Raw genomic sequence first — 18,601 nt, forward strand, 5'->3', positions numbered from 1 at the left:
GCGCACCACCGGGGCCGGCGCGCCCGCACCGTGGGGGGCACCGCGGCTGGTCGCGGACGGCCTCGCGGTCCATGCGGAGGTGGTGACGGACGAGGACGACGACGAGGTCGACGCCCACGGGGAGGCGGACCGGTTCATCGTCGATCCCGACGGGGCGGTCGTCCGGGCCGGCCTGGTGCGGCACTGGGCCCGCCGTCACGGGCTCCGTCAGCTCGACCCCCGGATCGCCCACCTGACCGGGCCCCACATCCCGGCCGGTTACACGGGGTTCGAGGTGCTGGAGCGGTGCCGGCTCGACCGCAAGGAACTCCGGAAGGTCCTCAGGCGCCGGGACTGCGGGTCACTGGAGATCCTGGTCCGCGGGGTGGACACGGACCCGGACGTGCTGCGGCGGTCCCTGGCCCCGGGCGGCTCCCGCCCGCTCGCGCTGGTGGTGACGAGGATCGGCAGGTCCGCCGTGGTGTTCGTGTGCGGGCCGCGGACCGATCAGCCCGCCGGCGTTCACTCGTAGAGATAGACCGCACCGACCGCGGTCGTGAGCGCGATGCGGCCGTCGTCGTCCACACTCAGTCCGGAGACCGGACCCGTGGCGGCCGGGACCTCGATCTCGTGCAGGGTGCTGCCGTCGTCACCATCGATCAGGAGCAGGGCGATCCCCGGCTCGTCGTCGCTCCCGCCCGACCTCACCGCCACCAGCACCCGTCCGTCGGCGGTGGCGGCGGGGTTGGTGAGCTGGCGCAGGTCGTCGCGCCGCCACACCTCACCCCCCTGCCCGTCCTCCCCGCGGACGGCCACCACGGGCGCGGGGCCCGCGTCGGCGGCGTGGTCGTCGTCCTGACCCCTCCACACGGTCGAGGTGCGACCACCGGTCACCAGCGTGCCGTCCGGCAGCAGGGCGGGGGGCGTGTCGGGTCGGTATCCGATCGGGGAGGACCACACGGGTGACCCGTCGGCGGTCGAGTAGGCGGACAGGGCGCCGTCCTCGGAGTGCAGGTAGACCTCGTCCCGGTCGTCCGACAGGACCACCGGGACCCCGAGCCGCCCCTCGGGGAGCCCGGTGCGCCACAGCACTTCCAGCCGCCCCGCGTCCCCCGCGGTGAACTTCACGGCGACCAGGTCGGGGGCCGGGGCCCCTGGTGCCCACGCGGTGAGATAGGCGGTCCCGGTCGCCGTGTCGACCGCGGCCGGGCCGGGCACGGGACAACCGCGTTCGCCGATGCCGCACCACGGCGACCCGAACCCCGGATCGGACGGTGCGATCTCACCGGCGACCGGCAGCTCGGACGAGGCGTCCAGCCCGGTCTGTGTGTTGATCACCCGGACGATCCCCAGGTGGGAGATCGTCAGGAGGTTGCGGTTGTCGAGCAGCGTGATGGTGGTGGGGATGCCCCTGGTCCGGGCGAACCACCGGTTCTCACCCTCCGCCGACACCGCACCCACCCCGCCGTAGAGGGGAACGAAGAGGGACCCTCGGCCGTCGACGGTCGCGGTGATGCGCGGTCCGTGCGTCGGTAGGCGCAGGCACCACCGCTTGCGTCCGTCGTCGGCGGTGAGTGCGAAGAGGTTGCAGCCCTGCTCGGAGACGGTCGCCTGGAAGAAGGAGCCGATACCGTCCGAACCGGCGACCCCGGTCGCGGGCGCCCCCAACGGTCGTGACCAGACCAGCGTCGGAGAATCGGAGACCGATGCATGCGCGCGTCCGGAGTTCGGGGGGCCGCCGGCGACGGACGACCAGCTCTCGGCCTGCTCCAGGCGGGCGCCACCGCTCTCGGTGTGGGACGCGCACCCCGCGGCGAGCCCGACCGCGACAGCACCCACCAGCAGAGCCCGTACGGTCGGTGCGGCCCGCCGCGGAATCGATGCCGGTGCCACCTGGAGGTCCCCTTCACGTCAGATCGTCACGGGAGAGCGTAGTCCGAGGGGCGGCGCCGGGGGGACCGGGGCGCAATCCGCCGGTGCGCGAGACCGGCCGCGGTTACCGTGACCGTGATCACCCGAGACCGGGTCACCGGACGACCCCACGAGAGGCGGACCCCGCGCGATGGCAGCCAGTTCTGGACTCGACACCGCTCTCACACCCCTCGGCTTCCTGGAGAAGGCAGCGCGCGTGTCCCCTGACGCGACCGCTGTGGTGGACGGGCCCCGCCGGCAGAGCTACGCCGAGTTCGCCGACCGGGCCACACGCCTGGCCTCCCTACTGCGGATGCGCGGGGTCGCCAGGGGAGAGCGCGTCGGGGTCCTCGCCCCCAACTCCGCCGAGGCGCTCCTGGCGCAGTTCGCGGTCCCGCTCGCCGGCGGAGCGGTCGTGGCGCTCAACACCCGTCTCGCGCCGCCGGAGGTCTCCTACATCGTCGAGCACGCGGGGATCTCGGTGCTCATCGCCGACGCCGGACTCCTGGACGGGCTGGGGAACGAGATACCGGAGTCGATCAGCCTGATCCTGGTGACCCCCGACGCCGACGGCACCCAACCGGACCCCGCCCGCTTCGGCCCCCGCGCCGAGGCACTGGAGGAGAGCCTCGCGCTGGCCTCCCCGCAGCCGGTGTCGTGGACGGTGGAGGACGAGGACTCCGTCATCGCCGTCAACTACACCTCGGGGACCACGGGACGCCCGAAGGGCGTGATGTACACCCACCGTGGCGCCTACCTCAACGCGCTCGGAGAGATCATCACCCAGGGGCTCGACGCGGACTCCCGCTATCTGTGGACGCTCCCGATGTTCCACTGCAACGGCTGGTGCACCACGTGGGCCCTGACCGGCGCGATGGGCACCCATGTGTGCCTGCGCGCCGTCCGGGGCGAGGAGATCTGGAGACTGTTCGACGAGGAGGGGATCAACCGCCTCGCCGGCGCCCCGGCGGTGTTGAGCACGATCGCCGACGATCCGGCGGCCCGGCCGGTGGAGGGGATCCGCATGGTCACGGCCGGTGCGCCGCCCTCGCCCACGATCCTGCGACGGTTCGAGGACCTGGGCATCGACGTGACGCAGGTCTACGGGCTGACGGAGACCTACGGGCCGTTCACGGTGTGCACGCCCCAGCCCGGGTGGACGGAGCTGGACCCGGACGAGCGGGCCAGCCTGAAGTCCAGGCAGGGCGTGGCGATGATCCACGCCGAGACTGTCCGAGTGGTCGAGCGGACCAGCCCCGGGGAGAAGCACCTCGTGGACGTCCCCGCGGACGGTGTGACGATGGGGGAGGTCGTCATGACCGGCAACGGGGTGATGAAGGGGTACTTCGCCGACCCCGAGGCCACCGCCGCCGCGTTCGCCGGCGGGTGGTTCCACTCGGGCGATCTCGGGGTGATGCACCCGGACGGGTACGTCCAGCTGCTCGACCGGGCCAAGGACGTGGTGGTCTCCGGAGGCGAGAACATCTCGACGATCGAGGTCGAGCAGGCGATCGTGGCGCACCCCGACGTGGTCGACTGCGCCGTCGTCTCGATGCCCGACGAGAAGTGGGGAGAGCGCCCCAAGGCCTACGTCGTGGTCAGGCCCGGGTCCGGACTCGACGAGGACGGTGTGATCGACCACTGCCGGACGAGGATCGCCCGGTACAAGGTGCCGGGGGCGGTGGAGATCACCGAGGCCCTGCCACGGACCTCCACCGGCAAGGTCCGCAAGAACGAACTGCGCGACGCGGCGTGGGCGGGGTGGGATACGCGCATCAACTGAGACGCCCGCCCCTGCGCTACTGACGGCCCCGCTCCTGCGGTGAGGGCCCGGGTGGCGTTATTGTTGTCCCCAGGACCACAATCCGGTGCGCCCGGTCAGTTCGGAACGCACCCAGCCCCGACTCGCAGGAGGTCGACGCAGGCCCATGACGAACATCGTCGTACTGATCAAGCAGGTTCCGGACACCTACTCGGAGCGCAAGCTCTCGGATGGGGACTTCACCCTGGACCGCGAGGCCGCGGACGCGGTCCTCGACGAGATCAACGAGAAGGCCGTTGAGCAGGCACTCCAGATCAAGGAGGCCGAGGGGGGCGAGGTGACCGTCCTGACCGCCGGTCCCGACCGCGCCACCGAGGCGATCCGCAAGGCCCTGTCGATGGGCGCGGACAAGGCCGTCCATCTCAACGACGAGGCGCTCCACGGCTCGGACGTGGTCCAGACCGCGTGGGCCATCGCCAACGTGCTGGGCACCATCGAGGGCACCGAACTGGTCATCTGTGGCAACGAGGCCACCGACGGCCGCATGGGCAGTGTCCCGGCCATCATCGCCGAGTACCTGGGCCTGCCGCAGGTCACGCACATGCGCACCCTCGAGGTCTCCGGCGGGACGATCAAGGGCGAGCGCGAGACCGACGAGGGCGTCTTCGAGATCGAGGCGTCGCTGCCGTGCGTCGTGTCGGTCGGCGAGAAGATCAACGAGCCGCGGTTCCCCTCCTTCAAGGGCATCATGGCCGCCAAGAAGAAGCCGGTCGAGGTCCTGACGCTCGCCGACACCAACGTCGAGCCCGGCCAGGTGGGCAAGGACAACGCCGCGTCCACCGTGATCTCCTCCGTCCCCAAGCCGCCGCGCAGCGCCGGTGAGAAGTTCAACGACGAGGGCGAGGGCGGCAACGAGGTCGCCAAGTACCTCGTGGCGCAGAAGCTCATCTGATCGCGCTCACCCCGAACGACTCCCACCACAGTTTTCCAAGGAGAATCCACCATGGCTGAAGTCCTCGTCGCGGTCGAGCACGTCGACGGCGAACTCAAGAAGGTCACCCTCGAGCTGCTCACCGCCGCACGTGCGCTCGGCGAGCCGTCCGCCGTCGTGTTCGGTGAGACCGGCACCGCCGCGGCGCTCACCGACGCCCTGAAGGAGGCCGGCGCGGAGAAGATCTACGTGGCCGAGGGCGACGCGGTGCAGAACTACCTCGTCACCCCGAAGGTCGACGTCCTCGCCGGGCTCGCGGAGCAGGGCGCGGCGGCGATCGTCCTGGCCGCCACGTTCGAGGGTAAGGAGGTGGCGGGTCGGCTCGCCGCCCGCACCGGCTCCGGCACCCTCTGCGACGTCGTCGAGATCAAGTCCGACGGCTCCGCCGTCCACTCGATCTTCGGCGGCGCGTTCACGGTCGAGGCGACCGTCGCCGGCGACACGCCCATCTACACCCTGCGTCCGGGTGCCGTCGAGGCCGTGCCCAGCGCCGGTGCGGGTGAGGTCGTCGAGATCGACGTCCCCGAGCCCGAGAACGCCGCCAGGGTGATCTCCCGCAACCCGATCGTCGGCGGCGACCGTCCGGAACTCACCGAGGCCACCGTCGTCGTCGCGGGCGGCCGTGGCGTGGGGTCGGCCGAGAAGTTCGAAGAGGTCGTGGAGCCGCTGGCGGACTCGCTCAAGGGCGCGGTCGGTGCGTCGCGTGCCGCCGTCGACTCGGGGTACTACCCGGGTCAGTTCCAGGTCGGTCAGACGGGTAAGACCGTCTCGCCGCAGCTGTACATCGCCCTCGGCATCTCGGGCGCCATCCAGCACCGTGCCGGAATGCAGACGTCCAAGACGATCGTCGCCGTCAACAAGGACGAGGAGGCCCCGATCTTCGAGATCGCGGACTACGGCATCGTCGGCGACCTGTTCGCTGTCGCCCCGCAGCTCACCGAGGCCATCAACGCCCGTAAGTGAGGGCGGCGTCACGGCGTCGAACGGCATCCACCGGACCCCGGCACCCCTGCGGTGCCGGGGTCCGGTGCGTTCGGGCGTATTCTTGCCGACGTCATGCTCACGATCCGCACAGCGCACTATCTCGACCACGCCGCGACCACCCCGATGCGTCAGTCGGCTCTGGCCGCCTATGTCGAGGCCGCCGCGAGCGTCGGTAACGCCTCCTCTCTGCACGGAGCCGGCCGACATGCGCGGCGTCGGCTCGAGGAGGCCCGCGAATCACTGGCCGCCCACCTCGGTTGCAGGCCCTCCGAGGTCGTGTTCACCTCCGGGGGGACCGAGTCCGACAACCTCGCGGTACTGGGTCAGGCTGCCGCCTCGAGCGGCGACGTCGTGGCCGTCGGGGCGACCGAACACCACTCGGTTCTCGACTCCGCCGCGCACCTGGCCACCTCACGCGGCGGGGGTATGGACGTCCGTGTGCTGCCGGTGGATCGGTGCGGGGCCGTCGCGCCCGACTCGGTCCGCGGTGTGCTGGACGAGGTGGGGGAGCGCCTGGCCCTCGTCGCCGTCATGCTCGGCAACAACGAGATCGGCACCCTCAGCGACGTCGCCGGGGTGGCGGCCGTCGCCACCGCCGCCGGCGCGGCGGTCCACACCGATGCGGTACAGGCCGTCGGACACATCCCGGTCGACTTCGGCGCCCTCGGTGTGACGTCCCTGAGTCTGTCCGCCCACAAGTTCGGTGGCCCCCTCGGGGTCGGAGCGCTCATCATCGACCGCGGCGCCGCGTGTCTCCCGGTGGGCTTCGGCGGAGGCCAGGAGCGGGATCTCAGGTCCGGGTCGGTGGACGTCCCGGGGGTCGTCGCGATGGCCGCTGCCCTCGACGAGGCCGTCCGGGACATGGAGGCCGAGGCGATCCGCCTGGAACGCCTGCGGGACCGGTTGGTCGCGGGCGTCCTCGCCACGGTCCCGGACGCCGTGGCCAACGGAGGTGGGCAGAGGCTGCCGGGGATCGCCAATCTCACCTTCCCGGGCTGCTCCGGGGAATCCCTGATCCTGCTGCTCGATGCCGCGGGGATCGAGTGCTCCACCGGCTCGGCGTGTACGGCGGGGGTGGCCGAGCCCAGCCACGTGTTGCTCGCCCTGGGCGCGGGGGACGCGGCCGCGAGGAGCAGTCTCCGACTGAGTCTCGGCCACACCACGACCGAGGAGGACGTGGACGCGGCAATCGCCGCCCTGGCCCCTGCGGCCGAGAGGGCCCGCGTCGCGGGCCTCGGGTTGATCGGCACCGGGGTGACGACGTCGTGAGGGTCCTCGCCGCCATGAGCGGGGGAGTCGATTCCGCCGTCGCCGCCGCACGAGCCGTGGCCGCCGGTCACGAGGTGGTGGGTGTGCACCTCGCCCTGAGTGCGGACCCGGCGACGCTGCGGACCGGTTCCCGCGGCTGCTGTTCGCGTGAGGACGCGGGTGACGCACGCCGGGTGGCTGATCTGCTGGGCATCCCGTTCTACGTGTGGGACTTCGCGGAGCGGTTCAGGGCGGACGTGATCGACGACTTCGTCGAGTCGTACTCCCGGGGCGAGACCCCCAATCCGTGCCTGCGGTGCAACGAGCGGATCAAGTTCGAGGCCCTCCTCGACCGGGGGATGGCGCTCGGGTTCGACGCGGTGGCCACCGGACACTATGCCCGCCTGTCCGTCGAGGCGACGGACTCGGGCGAGTCGCGCCCGGTCCTGCGCCGCGCGGTCGATCCCGGCAAGGACCAGTCCTATGTCCTGGGTGTGCTGACCCCTCGACAACTCGCGCACTCGATGTTCCCGCTGGGGGACTCCTTCAAGTCCGAGGTCCGGGCCGAGGCCGAGTCGTCCGGCCTGCCCGTGGCGTCCAAGCCCGACAGTCACGACATCTGCTTCATCCCCTCCGGTGACACCCGTGCCTTCCTCGGCGCGAGGATCGGGCTGCGTCCCGGCGCGGTGGTCGACGCCGACAGTGGCGACGAACTGGGCAGGCACGACGGTGTGTACGGGTTCACGATCGGACAGCGCAAGGGACTCGGGTTGCCGGGGCCGGCGCCCGACGGCCGACCCAGATACGTGACGTCCATCGACGCGGACTCCGGGACGGTGACCGTCGGGGGGTCGGAGCACCTGCTGTCCCGGGCGATGACCGCGTCCTCGCCGTACTGGTTGGTGGACGAGAGTATCCGGGAGACCGCGTGCCACGTGCAGATCCGTGCGCACGGAGAGGCTGCTCCGGGATACGTCAGACGGGTGGGGGACGGTCCGGACGCCCGGTTGGAGATCTCGCTCGACGAGCCCGTGCGCGGGGTCGCCGCCGGCCAGGCCGCCGTGCTCTACCGACCCGAGCCGGACGGCGACCGCGTTCTGGGAAGCGGCACGATCACCGCCTCCGTCCCGGTCGCGACCACTCCGTGACCACCATCGTGCCGGGATTCACCGGCCCGGGCCCCATGCGGGGAACGGATCCCCGGGAGGCCGCGAGGGTGGTGCTCGGTGAATGCCACCGGATGCCGTTCCTCCCGGAACTCGCCGACCGGGGGCTCGGAGCCGATCAGGTGGGCAGGACCCTGGCCATGCTCGCCGATCTCCCGGTCGACATCTCCACCCGGGGCTGGCGCCTCGCGGGCTCACCGGGGCGACCCGCCCGGACGGCGTCCGACCTGCTCGACCGTGACCTCGACGCGCTGGAGGAGGCCGACGAATCGGTGAGGGATCCCGAGGTCGACCGCGCCTCGGAGGACCGTCGCCTCGTGGTGCGGGTGCTGGGCCCCTGGTCGCTCGCCGCGCGGGTGGAACTGCCCGCCGGGTCCCCGGTCCTCACCGATCGCGGGGCCCGGAGGGATCTCGCCGAGGCACTAGCCGAAGGGGTGGCGGCGCGCGTCACCCGGCTGGCTGCACGCCTGGGCGCCGGTGCGAGGATCGTGCTCGACGAGCCGATGCTCTGGCACGTGGCGGCCGGCTCCGTCGCGGGACCGAGCCGATTCGACCCGATCCCGGCGGTGGCCGAGGACCGGCTGTCGCTGTCCCTCTGCCGGTTCGCCGACGTCCTCCGGCGCAACGGGGTGGCGGAGGTGATGCTCCGCGTCCAATCGGGTGGTGGGGACGAGGCGCCCGCCAGATGGGCCGCCATCACCCGTACCCCCGAGGGTGAGACCCCCCTCGACGGGCTCTGCGTGGAGGCCGACACACTCCACTCGGGTGGCTCCCATGCCGCTCTCGATGCCGCGGGGACGGTCCTCGACGGCGGGCGGATCCTCCAGTTCGAGGGACTGCCCGGGTCGACGAGGCCCCCGTCGTCCGGGCCGGAGGTGGAACATCGTGTCGCCGCGATCCTGGAGCTTCTCGAGCGTCTGAGCGCACCCCGGTACGCGGTTCTGCGACAGGTGGTCCTCACCCCGACCGTCGACGACATGGTCTCGCCACACCTCACCCCAGGGGAGGTACTGGGGTCTGTGCGTCGGGTGGCCGAGGCCGCGCCGCGCCTGGCCGAGTAGTCGGTCCCGGGTCGGCTGGTCCCGGGTCGGGCCGGTCGAGGGCGACCGGCCACTGCGTGGTGACATCCGAGGCGTCCTTGCCCGACTTCTCGAGGTAGGCGGCGAAATCCCGCTGTCGCGCCTCGTGCCACAGCGCCTGCTGTGCGTTGACCGCACGCCAGTCCGCACCGGCCAGGTCGGGGAGCGAGCCGAGAAGCTTCCACGCCAGGCGGGCCGCCGCGAGCGCGTCGGCACCGGCCTCATGTGCACCGTCCACCCTCACGCCGTGGTGCGCGCACAGGGCCCCGAGGGTGCGCTTGCCCCGCCGGTACGGGTCTACCGCGCGGTCGATGACGAACGGGTCGACCACCGGCCCGAGCACCTCGAACGACGGGTCCCACCTCTTGAGGATGGTGAGGTCGTACGCCGCGTTGAACACCACCAGGGTCCGTCCCTCCCGCCACCCCGTCCGGACGCCCGCGATGGTCTCGGCCACCACCTCCGCATGCGGACGTCCGTGGGTGCGGGCCCGGGCGGTCGTGATGCCGTGGACCGCCGTCGCGCCCTCCGGGATGTCGATCCCGGGATCGGCCAGCCAGGTGCGTTCCACCTTGCGGGGTCCGTCGATCGCGAGGAGGGCCGAGGTGACGACGTGCGCGGTCCGGGGATCCGGCCCGGTGGTCTCGAGGTCGAAGGCCAACAGCCGGTTCCGATCGGGTGGGGCGGCGGTCGTGATCTCCGGGTTCATGCGGTCACCGTAGGCCGTCGCCCCGACATCGCGGGCCCGCGTCGGATTACCCTGTGCTGGTGAGCCACGCCAGTCGAAGCACCGCGCCCCTCGGCACCGGGGACATCCCTCCTGAGGTTCGTCAGCAGTGGACCGAGCTCGCGGAGACGGTGAGGGACCACCAGTTCCGCTACTACGTCAGGGATGCCCCCATCGTCTCCGACGCCGAGTTCGACGCTCTGTTCCGCGAGTTGGAGGCGCTCGAGGAGCGTCACCCCGCCCTGCGGACCGCGGACTCGCCGACACAGCTCGTGGGCGGCGGGTTCTCCACCGACTTCGCGCCGGTGGAGCACCTGCAGCGGATGACGAGCCTGGACAACGTGTTCTCCGAAGAGGAGTTGCGCGCGTGGGTGGCGTCAGCCGTCGAACAGTCGCACCTCGCGGCGGACGACCTGCGTTTCCTGTGCGAGGTCAAGATCGACGGGGTGGCGCTCGACCTGGTCTACCGCGACGGCAGGCTGGTCAGTGCGGCCACCCGGGGCGACGGCCGGACCGGAGAGGACGTGACCCTCAACGCCCGGACGATCGACGACATCCCGGTCACGCTCACCCCGACTAAGGACCGCCCCGTCCCCGCCGTGCTCGAGGTGAGGGGCGAGGTGTTCTTCCGGCTCGAGGACTTCGCCGAACTCAACGCGCGGCTCGTCGCCGAGGGAAAGCCGCCGTTCGCCAATCCGCGCAACAGCGCCGCCGGGTCACTGCGCCAGAAGAACCCGGCGATCACCGCCCAGCGACGGCTCGGCATGTACTGCCACGGTCTCGGGGTGGTCGAGGGCGCGACCTTCGACAGCCTCCACGACGTCTATCTCGCGCTCGCGGACTGGGGCCTGCCCGTCTCGCCCTACACCGCCCCGGCGACCGGGATCGACGAGGTCCTCGAGCGGATGCGGTACTGGGGAGAGCACCGCGGCGACCCGGAGCACGAGATCGACGGCCTCGTCGTCAAGATCGACGACCGGGCGGTCCAGCGACGACTCGGTCAGACGTCACGGGCCCCGCGGTGGGCGATCGCCTACAAGTACCCACCAGAGGAGGTGATGACCGACCTGCTCGACATCCGCGTCTCCGTGGGCAGGACAGGGCGGGTCACCCCGTTCGCCCACATGAAGCCTGTGCTGGTCGCCGGCTCCACGGTGTCACTCGCGACCCTGCACAACCAGACCGAGGTCAGGCGGAAAGGTGTGCTGATCGGCGACACCGTCGTGATCCGCAAGGCCGGCGACGTCATCCCCGAGGTGCTCGGACCGGTGGTGGAGCGCCGGGACGGCACCGAGCGGGAGTTCGTCTTCCCCGAGCGCTGCCCGGAGTGCGACACCGTCCTGGCACCGGCGAAGGAAGGCGACGCCGACTGGCGCTGCCCGAACCAGCGTTCCTGTCCGGCACAACTCCGTGAGCGACTGTTCTACCTGTCCTCGCGCAACGCCCTGGACATCGAGGCGCTCGGCTACGAGGGGGCCTCCGATCTGCTCACGAGCGGGGTGTTGGTCAACGAGGCGGGTCTGTTCGACCTCACCGAGGCCGACCTCCTCCGCACCTCCCTCTACACCCGCGTGGAGAAGGCGACCCGCAAGCAGGTCGAGGACGGCGTCGACCCCGAGCGCACCGTGCTCAACGAGAACGGCCGCAAATTGCTGGCCAATCTGGAGACGGCGAGGGACAGACCCCTGTGGCGGGTGCTGGTGGCACTGTCCATCCGCCATGTCGGGCCCACGGCCGCACGGGCGTTGGCCACACGGTTCGGTTCGATGGAGGCACTACGCGCCGCCACCGAGGAGGAGTTGGCGGAGACGGACGGCGTCGGGTCGACGATCGCTGCGTCGGTGGTCGAATGGTTCGACGTGGACTGGCACCGCGAGATCGTCGACCGGTGGGCTGCCTCCGGTGTGTCGATGGCCGATGAGCGGGACGAGTCGATCCCGCGCACCCTCGAGGGTCTGACCATCGTGGCCACGGGGTCCCTCGAGGGGTTCACCCGTGACGGGATCAAGGAGGCGATCATCGCCAGGGGCGGTAAGGCGTCCGGATCTGTGTCGAAGAAGACGGACTACGTCGTGGTGGGGGACAACCCGGGGTCCAAGGCGACCAAGGCCGAGGAGCTGGGGCTGACCATCCTCGACGAGGCCGGATTCGTGGAGCTGTTGGAGAACGGCCCGGCGCCGGCGGGCGACGGTGCGGGGTGACCATTCGGGTGCGCTGCGTGTCGGGACCTGACCGGCCGCGCAACCCTCGGGGGCGTGGGCGAAGTGGCCGCGCAACCCTCGGGGACGCGGCGGGTGAACGAGGGCGGATGACGCCGGGGGTCACCCCGCGTTGAGAGACCGCAGGATCCCCGTGAGGTACCCGAGCCGGGCGATCTCGGACGGCCGGAACGACGGCCCGCCCGGTCGTCCGACGACGAGGACGTGACCGGAGGCCAGCGGCGCCGCGGCGACAGCGGTGTCCATCGCCGTCCACTCCTCCGGCAGGTCGTCCTCCAGTGCGGTCGCCCTCTCGAGGTGGCACACCGCCCCGACCCGGCCACCGTCCCACAACGGCGCGGCGGGGCCCCGCGCGATCAGTCGGCACCCGTCGGCCGTCTCCTCCACCACGAGCGCCCACCCGAGGCGCAGCGCGGCAGGCAACTCGTCCGCGAGCATCTGGTCCGCACCGGCACCCGCGCCCGCCACCGCGTCGATGAGCTCGAGCTCGCGGTGCGCGTCGAGGATCCCGCCGAACGGCCGCAGCGAGTCCACCATGACGCCGTCGAGCTGCTCGGCGGCGGTGATCAGGGTGTCGGGGAAGGTGCCGTTGGGGACGTTCACCACGATGTCGTCCACGGCCACACCGTCGAACCTGTCCACCACGTCGAGGCTGATGATGTCCGCGCCGGCGGTTCCCAGTGCGACCGCGAGGGAGCCGAGGCTCCCCGGACGATCGGGTAGCAGGACGCGGAGCAGATAAGACATGGCGCCCATTGTGCCGCACTCCGAGGGCCTGACTAGGCTGGGCCGGTACCGACACGCCACGCCGAAGGGACTACACACGTGACCTCGATCTCACGCGGGGACGTCGCGCATCTGGCCAGGCTCTCCCGCCTGGAACTGAGCGACGCCGAGCTGGAGTCGTTCGCGCGACAGCTCACCGACATCCTCGACCACGTGCAGGCGGTCTCCGAGGTCGCGGCGGACGACGTCCCGGCGATGAGCCACCCCACCGCGATCTCCAACGTGTACCGCGCCGACGTGGTCACGCCGGGGCTGACCCCGGACCAGGCGCTCGACCAGGCGCCGGCCGCGGACCAGCAGCGCTTCGAGGTCCCGCAGATCCTGGGGGAGGAGGCATGACGTCGCTCACCACCGCCACCGCCGCGGAACTGGCCCGCCGGATCGCGGCGGGGGAGATCTCCTCCGAGGAGGTCACCCGGGCACACCTCGAGCGGATCTCGGAGGTCGACGGGGAGATCAACGCCTTCCTCCACGTCGGAGCAGACGAGGCCCTCGACGCCGCGCGCGCCGTGGACGCCCGACGCGCGGCGGGCGAGGAACTCGGACCGCTGGCCGGGGTCCCGGTGGCCCTCAAGGACGTGTTCACCACCACCGACGCGCCCACCACGTGTGGCTCACGGATGCTCGAGGGATACCGCTCGCCGTACGACGCCACGGTCACCGCCAGGCTGCGGAGCGCGGGGCTCCCGATCCTCGGCAAGACCAACATGGACGAGTTCGCCATGGGGTCCTCGACCGAGAACTCGGCATACGGCCCGACGCGCAACCCGTGGGACACCAGCCGGACCCCTGGTGGCTCCGGTGGTGGCTCCGCCGCGGCCCTGGCGTCACACCAGGCACCGATCGCCATCGGCACCGACACCGGGGGCTCCATCCGTCAGCCCGCCGCGCTCACCGCCACGGTGGGGGTCAAGCCCACGTACGGCACCGTGTCCAGGTACGGCCTCGTGGCCTGCGCGTCGTCGCTCGACCAGGGCGGGCCATGCGGCCGCACCGTCGAGGACACGGCGCTTTTGCACCAGGTCATCGCCGGTCACGACCCGCGAGATTCGACCAGCGTCGACGTGGCGATCCCCGACATGGTCCGCGCGGCCCGAGAGGGTGCGCGGGGAGACCTGTCGGGTGTGCGCGTGGGCGTCGTCTCCGAGTTCGCCGGGGAGGGGTACCAGCCGGGGATCGAGGCGTCGTTCCGCGACTCGGTCGACACCCTGCGGGGCCTGGGCGCCGAGGTGGTCGAGGTCTCGTGCCCGAACTTCCGGTACGCGCTCCCGGCCTACTACCTGATCCTGCCCTCCGAGGTGTCGAGCAACCTCGCCCGGTTCGACGCCATGCGGTACGGCCTGCGGGTCGGCGAGGGATCGGCGGACCAGGTGATGGCGGCGAGCCGGGAAGCCGGGTTCGGCCCGGAGGTCAAACGCCGCATCATGCTCGGCACCTACGCCCTCTCCGCCGGGTACTACGACGCCTTCTACGGCCAGGCGCAGAAGGTCCGCACGCTCATCGCCCGGGATTTCGACGCCGCCTACGAGAAGGTGGACGTCCTGATCTCGCCCACCACGCCCACCACCGCGTTCCCGCTGGGGGCCAAGGTCGAGGACCCGGTGGCCATGTACCAGTTCGACCTCTGCACCCTTCCGCTCAACCTCGCCGGGCACTGCGGGATGTCCGTCCCGTCCGGGCTCGTCGACGGGCTCCCGGCGGGTCTCCAGATCATGGCCCCCGCACTGGCCGACGACCGGTTGTACCGGGTGGGCGCCGCCTTCGAGGCGGCGAGAGGCCCGATCGCGTGACCACAGTCCCCGAGAGGGACGCATGGAAGGCTCTGACGGCGCTCGTCATCGGGTTCTTCATGATCCTGGTGGACCAGACGATCGTCGCGGTCGCCACCGATGCCTTCGTCTCGCAGCTCGGCGCGTCGACCAACCAGGTCATCTGGGTGACGAGCGCCTACCTACTGGCCTACGTCGTGCCACTGTTGTTCACGGGACGACTGGGCGACCAGATCGGCCCGCGCACGGTGTCGATCGCGGGACTCGTGCTGTTCACGAGTGCCTCCCTGTGGTGTGGACTGGCGGGCAGCATCGAGACACTCATCGTGGCGAGGGTCTTCCAGGGCCTCGGCGCCGCGCTGCTCACCCCCCAATCGCTCAGCGTGATCACCAGGATCTTCGCCCCGGCGCGCCGCGGGGCGGCGATGGGCGCCTGGGGGGCGGTCGCGGGTATCGCCTCGGTCGTCGGTCCCGTGTTGGGTGGGGTCCTCATCGACGCGTTCGACTGGCGGGCCATCTTCTTCATCAACATCCCCTTCGGGGTCCTCGCGGTGATCCTGGTGTGGCGGTGGGTCCCGAGGCTCGAGACCCGCTCGCACTCCTACGACGTCCCGGGTATCGCCCTGTCAGCCGTGGGTATGTTCCTGCTGGTCTTCGGGATCCAGCAGGGCGAGTCCCACGGATGGGCGGGGACCACCCTCGTGTTGATCCTGGCCGGCGGGGCGGGCCTGGCGGCGTTCCTCTGGTGGCAGTCACGGGTGCGTACCGAGCCGCTGGTCCCTCTACGTCTGTTCCGGGACCGGAACTTCTCGATCGGGACCTTCGGAGTCTCCACGATCGGCTTCGTCACCGCGGGGACCATGGTCCCCCTGATGTTCTACCTCCAGGGGGTCAAAGACCTCAGTGCCACGCGCGCGGGCCTGATGCTGTTACCCATGGCACTGATCGCCGGCGTCCTCGCACCGGTCGTCGGACGCTGGGCGGACAGGATCGACGCGCGGCTGTTCACGGGGATCGGGTACTTCTCCTACGCGATCTCCTTGTTCTGGTTGGCGCTGGTCATGGACTCGCAGAGCTCCATCCCAGTGTTGCTCGGACCCATCGCGTTGATGGGGGTGGCCAACGGGTGTGTCTGGGCGCCCACGTCATCGACCGCGATGCGGCGACTCGAGCTCGCCTCCGCGGGGGCGGGCTCGGGGGTATACAACACCACCCGCCAGGTGGGCGCCGTCCTGGGATCCGCGGCGATCGGTGCGTTGATGCAAGCACGGCTGGTCGTCCACGGCGACGTGGGGCAGGCGGTCGCGGACGCCATGTTCCTCCCCGCCGTGGTGGTCCTGCTCGGTGGCCTCGCCACGATGGCGTTTCGTACCGGTGAACAGTCACCGGGCGCTCGCGCGGTGAGCAGGCCCCGGCCCTAGACTGCTGGAGAACCGAGAGGAGTCCGTCGTGCGTATAGGCGTGCTGACCGCAGGTGGGGACTGTCCCGGGCTCAACGCGGTCATCCGGGCGTTGGTGCGGACCGCCAACTCCGAGTACGACTCGCCGGTCCTGGGGTTCCAGGACGGGTGGGCGGGGTTGGTCCACGACCGCGCGGTGCCACTGTTCGACGACGAGGGGATCGACCGCATCCTGCTCCGCGGGGGCACCATCCTCGGAACGGGGCGGCTCAACCCGGACATCCTCACCGCGAGCCTGCCGCAGATCCGCCGGACCCTCGCGCGTCATTCCCTCGACGCACTGGTGGCGATCGGTGGCGACGGCACGCTGAGGGCCGCCAGATGGCTCACGGAGAACGGCATCCCGGTCGTCGGGGTGCCGAAGACCATCGACAACGATGTCGCCGGGACCGACTACACGTTCGGCTTCGACACCGCGGTGTCGATCGCGTCCGACGCGATCGACCGGCTGCACACCACGGCGGAGTCCCACGAGCGGGTGATGCTGGTGGAGGTGATGGGGCGGCATGCCGGGTGGATCGCCCTGCACTCCGGGCTCGCGTCCGGGGCGCACATGATCGTCATCCCGGAGGTGCCGTTCGACATCGACTACGTGTGCAAGGTGATGAAGCGTCGGTTCCAGATGGGGGAGGCGTACGGGATCTGCGTGGTCGCGGAGGGAGCCACTCCCGCCGAGGGCTCGGGGATGACCTTGCGGAGTGGCGGCACCGACCAGTTCGGGCACCGGGTGTTCACCGGTGTCGCCGACCAGATGGCGTCGGCGATCGCCGAGCGGATGAACCGCGACGTCCGCACCACCGTCCTGGGGCACATCCAGCGCGGGGGGACCCCGACCGCGTACGACCGCGTCCTGGCGACCCGATATGGCGTCCACGCGGCACACGCCGCCCACCGTGGGGACTTCGGACAGGTGGTGGCGCTGCGAGGGGAGTCCATCGAGATGGTGCCGGTCGCCGAGGCCGTCGCCGTGCTCAAGACCGTGCCCGAGGACCGCTACCGCGAGGCCGCCTGCCTCTTCGGCTAGATTGTTCCGCATGGAGTTCACCGAGGTCGTGTCACGTTTCGATCCCGTCATGGGTATGGAGGTGCACGTCGAGTTGCACACCGCCACCAAGATGTTCTGCGGGTGCCCGACGGCGTTCGGAGCGGACCCCAACACGCAGGTGTGCCCGGTGTGCATCGGATTGCCGGGGGCGCTGCCGGTGGTCAACGGCCAGGCCGTGGAATGGGCCATCAAGATCGGCTTGGCCCTGGGGTGTTCGATCGCGCCGTACAGCCGGTTCGCACGCAAGAACTACTTCTACCCGGACCAGCCGAAGAACTACCAGATCTCGCAGTACGACGAACCGATCGCCCACGACGGGTTCCTCGACGTCCAGCTCGACGACGGCACCACCTGGCGCGTCGAGATAGAGCGGGCGCACATGGAGGAGGACACCGGCAAGTCCACCCATGTCGGCTCGGCCACCGGCCGGATCCACGGCGCCACCCATTCGCTGCTCGACTTCAACCGCGCCGGCGTTCCGCTGATCGAGATCGTCTCCAAACCGATCGTCGGGGCGGGGGAGCGTGCACCGGAGATCGCCCGCGCCTACGTCTCCGCGTTGCGTGACCTGCTCCGCAGTCTCGACGTCTCCGATGTCCGCATGGACCAGGGATCGATGCGGTGTGACGCCAACGTCTCGCTGATGCCCAAGGGGGCCACCGAGTTCGGGACCCGCACGGAGACGAAGAACGTCAATTCCCTGCGGAGCGTCGAGATCGCCGTCCGGCACGAGATGTGCCGACAGGCGGACGTCCTGACCTCCGGCGGTCAGGTGGTGCTGGAGACGCGGCACTTCCACGAATCCGATGGCACCACCACGGCGGGCAGGCCCAAAGAGTCCGCCGAGGACTACCGGTACTTCCCCGAGCCCGACCTCGCCCCTGTCGAACCGCTCGACGAGCTCGTCGAGAAGATCCGAGCCGGGTTGCCCGAGCTGCCGTGGCTGCGCCGCGCGCGGGTGCAGGCGGAGTGGGGCGTCTCGGATGAGGAGATGCGCGACCTGGTCAACGCCGGGGCCCTGGACCTGATCCTCGCCACCGTCGACGCCGGCGCGGCGCCCACAGAGGCCCGCTCGTGGTGGGTGTCCTACCTGTCCCAGCAGGCCAACAAGCGTGGCGTGGGCCTGCAGGGGTTGGAGATCACCCCGGCCCAGGTCGCACGCGTCATCGAGCTGGTGGCGGAGGGCAGGCTCACCAACAAGCTCGCCCGTCAGGTCGTGGACGCGGTCCTGGACGGCGAGGGCGAGCCCGACCGCGTCGTGGCGGACAGGGGCCTCGAGGTGGTCCGTGACGACTCCGCCCTGCAGAAGGCCGTCGACGACGCCCTCGCCGCGCAGCCGGATATCGCGGACAAGATCCGCTCCGGGAAGGTCCAGGCGGCCGGGGCGATCGTGGGTGCGGTCATGAAGGCCACCCGTGGTCAGGCGGATCCGGCGAGGGTCAAGGAACTGGTCATCGCCGCCTGCGGCTAGGTGT

15 protein-coding genes and 1 pseudogene are annotated in these 18,601 nt (G+C 70.9%); 13 read left to right on the top strand and 3 right to left on the bottom strand.

Annotated features, from left to right (window positions below):
• Nucleotides 1-511: pseudogene (locus tag IY392_RS10860) on the top strand (class I SAM-dependent methyltransferase); the annotation flags it as partial.
• Here the strand turns inward: IY392_RS10860 and IY392_RS10865 are convergent.
• Nucleotides 502-1,872 carry a PQQ-binding-like beta-propeller repeat protein gene (locus tag IY392_RS10865; RefSeq protein WP_107756706.1) on the bottom strand — a complete coding sequence of 457 codons (1,371 nt, stop codon included), beginning with the start codon at nucleotides 1,870-1,872 and terminating at the stop codon, nucleotides 502-504. The pseudogene IY392_RS10860 and the gene IY392_RS10865 overlap by 10 nt on opposite strands.
• A 169-nt stretch (nucleotides 1,873-2,041) precedes the next feature.
• Here IY392_RS10865 and IY392_RS10870 point away from each other — a divergent pair, with 169 nt between their 5' ends.
• The 6 genes from IY392_RS10870 to IY392_RS10895 all read left to right on the top strand — a co-directional run bounded on the left by IY392_RS10870 (nucleotide 2,042) and on the right by IY392_RS10895 (nucleotide 9,102).
• Nucleotides 2,042-3,673 (top strand): AMP-binding protein, encoded by a 1,632-nt coding sequence (locus IY392_RS10870; protein ID WP_194861217.1) that lies wholly within the window; start codon nucleotides 2,042-2,044, stop codon nucleotides 3,671-3,673.
• Between the two features lie 145 nt (nucleotides 3,674-3,818).
• Nucleotides 3,819-4,604 carry an electron transfer flavoprotein subunit beta/FixA family protein gene (locus IY392_RS10875; protein ID WP_156607192.1) on the top strand — a complete coding sequence of 262 codons (786 nt, stop codon included), beginning with the start codon at nucleotides 3,819-3,821 and terminating at the stop codon, nucleotides 4,602-4,604.
• 51 nt (nucleotides 4,605-4,655) lie between these two features.
• On the top strand, nucleotides 4,656-5,606 hold the full coding sequence (locus IY392_RS10880; protein ID WP_107756704.1) for an electron transfer flavoprotein subunit alpha/FixB family protein: 951 nt from the start codon (nucleotides 4,656-4,658) through the stop codon (nucleotides 5,604-5,606).
• A gap of 93 nt (nucleotides 5,607-5,699) precedes the next feature.
• Nucleotides 5,700-6,896, top strand: a complete 1,197-nt coding sequence (locus IY392_RS10885) for a cysteine desulfurase family protein (protein ID WP_194861218.1) — start codon at nucleotides 5,700-5,702, stop codon at nucleotides 6,894-6,896.
• Nucleotides 6,893-8,023, top strand: coding sequence for a tRNA 2-thiouridine(34) synthase MnmA (gene mnmA / locus IY392_RS10890; RefSeq protein WP_194861219.1), 1,131 nt, complete (start codon nucleotides 6,893-6,895; stop codon nucleotides 8,021-8,023). Before IY392_RS10885 ends, mnmA begins: the two co-directional genes overlap by 4 nt.
• Nucleotides 8,020-9,102: a cobalamin-independent methionine synthase gene (locus tag IY392_RS10895; protein ID WP_194861220.1), complete on the top strand. Its 1,083-nt coding sequence runs from the start codon at nucleotides 8,020-8,022 to the stop codon at nucleotides 9,100-9,102. The genes mnmA and IY392_RS10895 overlap by 4 nt, the downstream gene beginning before the upstream one ends.
• On the opposite strand, the gene IY392_RS10900 is transcribed toward IY392_RS10895, so the two are convergent.
• Nucleotides 9,035-9,829, bottom strand: a complete 795-nt coding sequence (locus IY392_RS10900) for an exonuclease domain-containing protein (RefSeq protein WP_107756701.1) — start codon at nucleotides 9,827-9,829, stop codon at nucleotides 9,035-9,037. The two genes, IY392_RS10895 and IY392_RS10900, sit on opposite strands and share 68 nt — an antisense overlap.
• A gap of 59 nt (nucleotides 9,830-9,888) precedes the next feature.
• Here IY392_RS10900 and ligA point away from each other — a divergent pair, with 59 nt between their 5' ends.
• The gene (gene ligA / locus IY392_RS10905; RefSeq protein ID WP_194861221.1) at nucleotides 9,889-12,048 is read left to right on the top strand and encodes an NAD-dependent DNA ligase LigA; all 2,160 of its coding nucleotides are present in this window, start codon (nucleotides 9,889-9,891) and stop codon (nucleotides 12,046-12,048) included.
• 120 nt (nucleotides 12,049-12,168) lie between these two features.
• Here the strand turns inward: ligA and IY392_RS10910 are convergent, their stop codons facing one another.
• A complete protein-coding gene (locus IY392_RS10910) occupies nucleotides 12,169-12,813 on the bottom strand; it encodes an amino acid-binding protein (protein ID WP_107758117.1) in 645 nt (214 codons plus the stop codon).
• A 78-nt stretch (nucleotides 12,814-12,891) separates the two neighbouring features.
• Here IY392_RS10910 and gatC point away from each other — a divergent pair, with 78 nt between their 5' ends.
• Genes gatC through gatB form a run of 5 tightly spaced genes read left to right on the top strand, consistent with a single transcriptional unit; the run spans nucleotide 12,892 to nucleotide 18,597 of the window.
• Nucleotides 12,892-13,191, top strand: coding sequence for an Asp-tRNA(Asn)/Glu-tRNA(Gln) amidotransferase subunit GatC (gene gatC, locus IY392_RS10915; RefSeq protein WP_107756700.1), 300 nt, complete (start codon nucleotides 12,892-12,894; stop codon nucleotides 13,189-13,191).
• A complete protein-coding gene (gene gatA / locus IY392_RS10920) occupies nucleotides 13,188-14,642 on the top strand; it encodes an Asp-tRNA(Asn)/Glu-tRNA(Gln) amidotransferase subunit GatA (RefSeq protein WP_182611891.1) in 1,455 nt (484 codons plus the stop codon). The genes gatC and gatA overlap by 4 nt, the downstream gene beginning before the upstream one ends.
• On the top strand, nucleotides 14,639-16,042 hold the full coding sequence (locus tag IY392_RS10925; protein WP_194861222.1) for a DHA2 family efflux MFS transporter permease subunit: 1,404 nt from the start codon (nucleotides 14,639-14,641) through the stop codon (nucleotides 16,040-16,042). Before gatA ends, IY392_RS10925 begins: the two co-directional genes overlap by 4 nt.
• A gap of 28 nt (nucleotides 16,043-16,070) precedes the next feature.
• Nucleotides 16,071-17,105: an ATP-dependent 6-phosphofructokinase gene (locus tag IY392_RS10930; protein ID WP_107756697.1), complete on the top strand. Its 1,035-nt coding sequence runs from the start codon at nucleotides 16,071-16,073 to the stop codon at nucleotides 17,103-17,105.
• 10 nt (nucleotides 17,106-17,115) lie between these two features.
• Complete coding sequence (gatB, locus tag IY392_RS10935) at nucleotides 17,116-18,597, top strand: Asp-tRNA(Asn)/Glu-tRNA(Gln) amidotransferase subunit GatB (protein WP_107758116.1); 1,482 nt, start codon at nucleotides 17,116-17,118, stop codon at nucleotides 18,595-18,597.
• The last annotated feature ends 4 nt before the right edge of the window (nucleotides 18,598-18,601 follow it).

Origin of the sequence: Dietzia sp. SYD-A1, assembly GCF_015356725.1 — a bacterium.
Classification (GTDB): Bacteria; Actinomycetota; Actinomycetes; order Mycobacteriales; family Mycobacteriaceae; genus Dietzia.

Coding starts and splice junctions, on each gene's coding strand:
- IY392_RS10870 (WP_194861217.1), top strand. CDS start 2,042: ATGGCAGCCAGTTCTGGACTCGACACCGCTCTCACACCCCTCGGCTTC.
- IY392_RS10875 (WP_156607192.1), top strand. CDS start 3,819: ATGACGAACATCGTCGTACTGATCAAGCAGGTTCCGGACACCTACTCG.
- IY392_RS10880 (WP_107756704.1), top strand. CDS start 4,656: ATGGCTGAAGTCCTCGTCGCGGTCGAGCACGTCGACGGCGAACTCAAG.
- IY392_RS10885 (WP_194861218.1), top strand. CDS start 5,700: ATGCTCACGATCCGCACAGCGCACTATCTCGACCACGCCGCGACCACC.
- IY392_RS10900 (WP_107756701.1), bottom strand. CDS start 9,829: ATGAACCCGGAGATCACGACCGCCGCCCCACCCGATCGGAACCGGCTG.
- IY392_RS10910 (WP_107758117.1), bottom strand. CDS start 12,813: ATGTCTTATCTGCTCCGCGTCCTGCTACCCGATCGTCCGGGGAGCCTC.
- gatA (WP_182611891.1), top strand. CDS start 13,188: ATGACGTCGCTCACCACCGCCACCGCCGCGGAACTGGCCCGCCGGATC.
- gatB (WP_107758116.1), top strand. CDS start 17,116: ATGGAGTTCACCGAGGTCGTGTCACGTTTCGATCCCGTCATGGGTATG.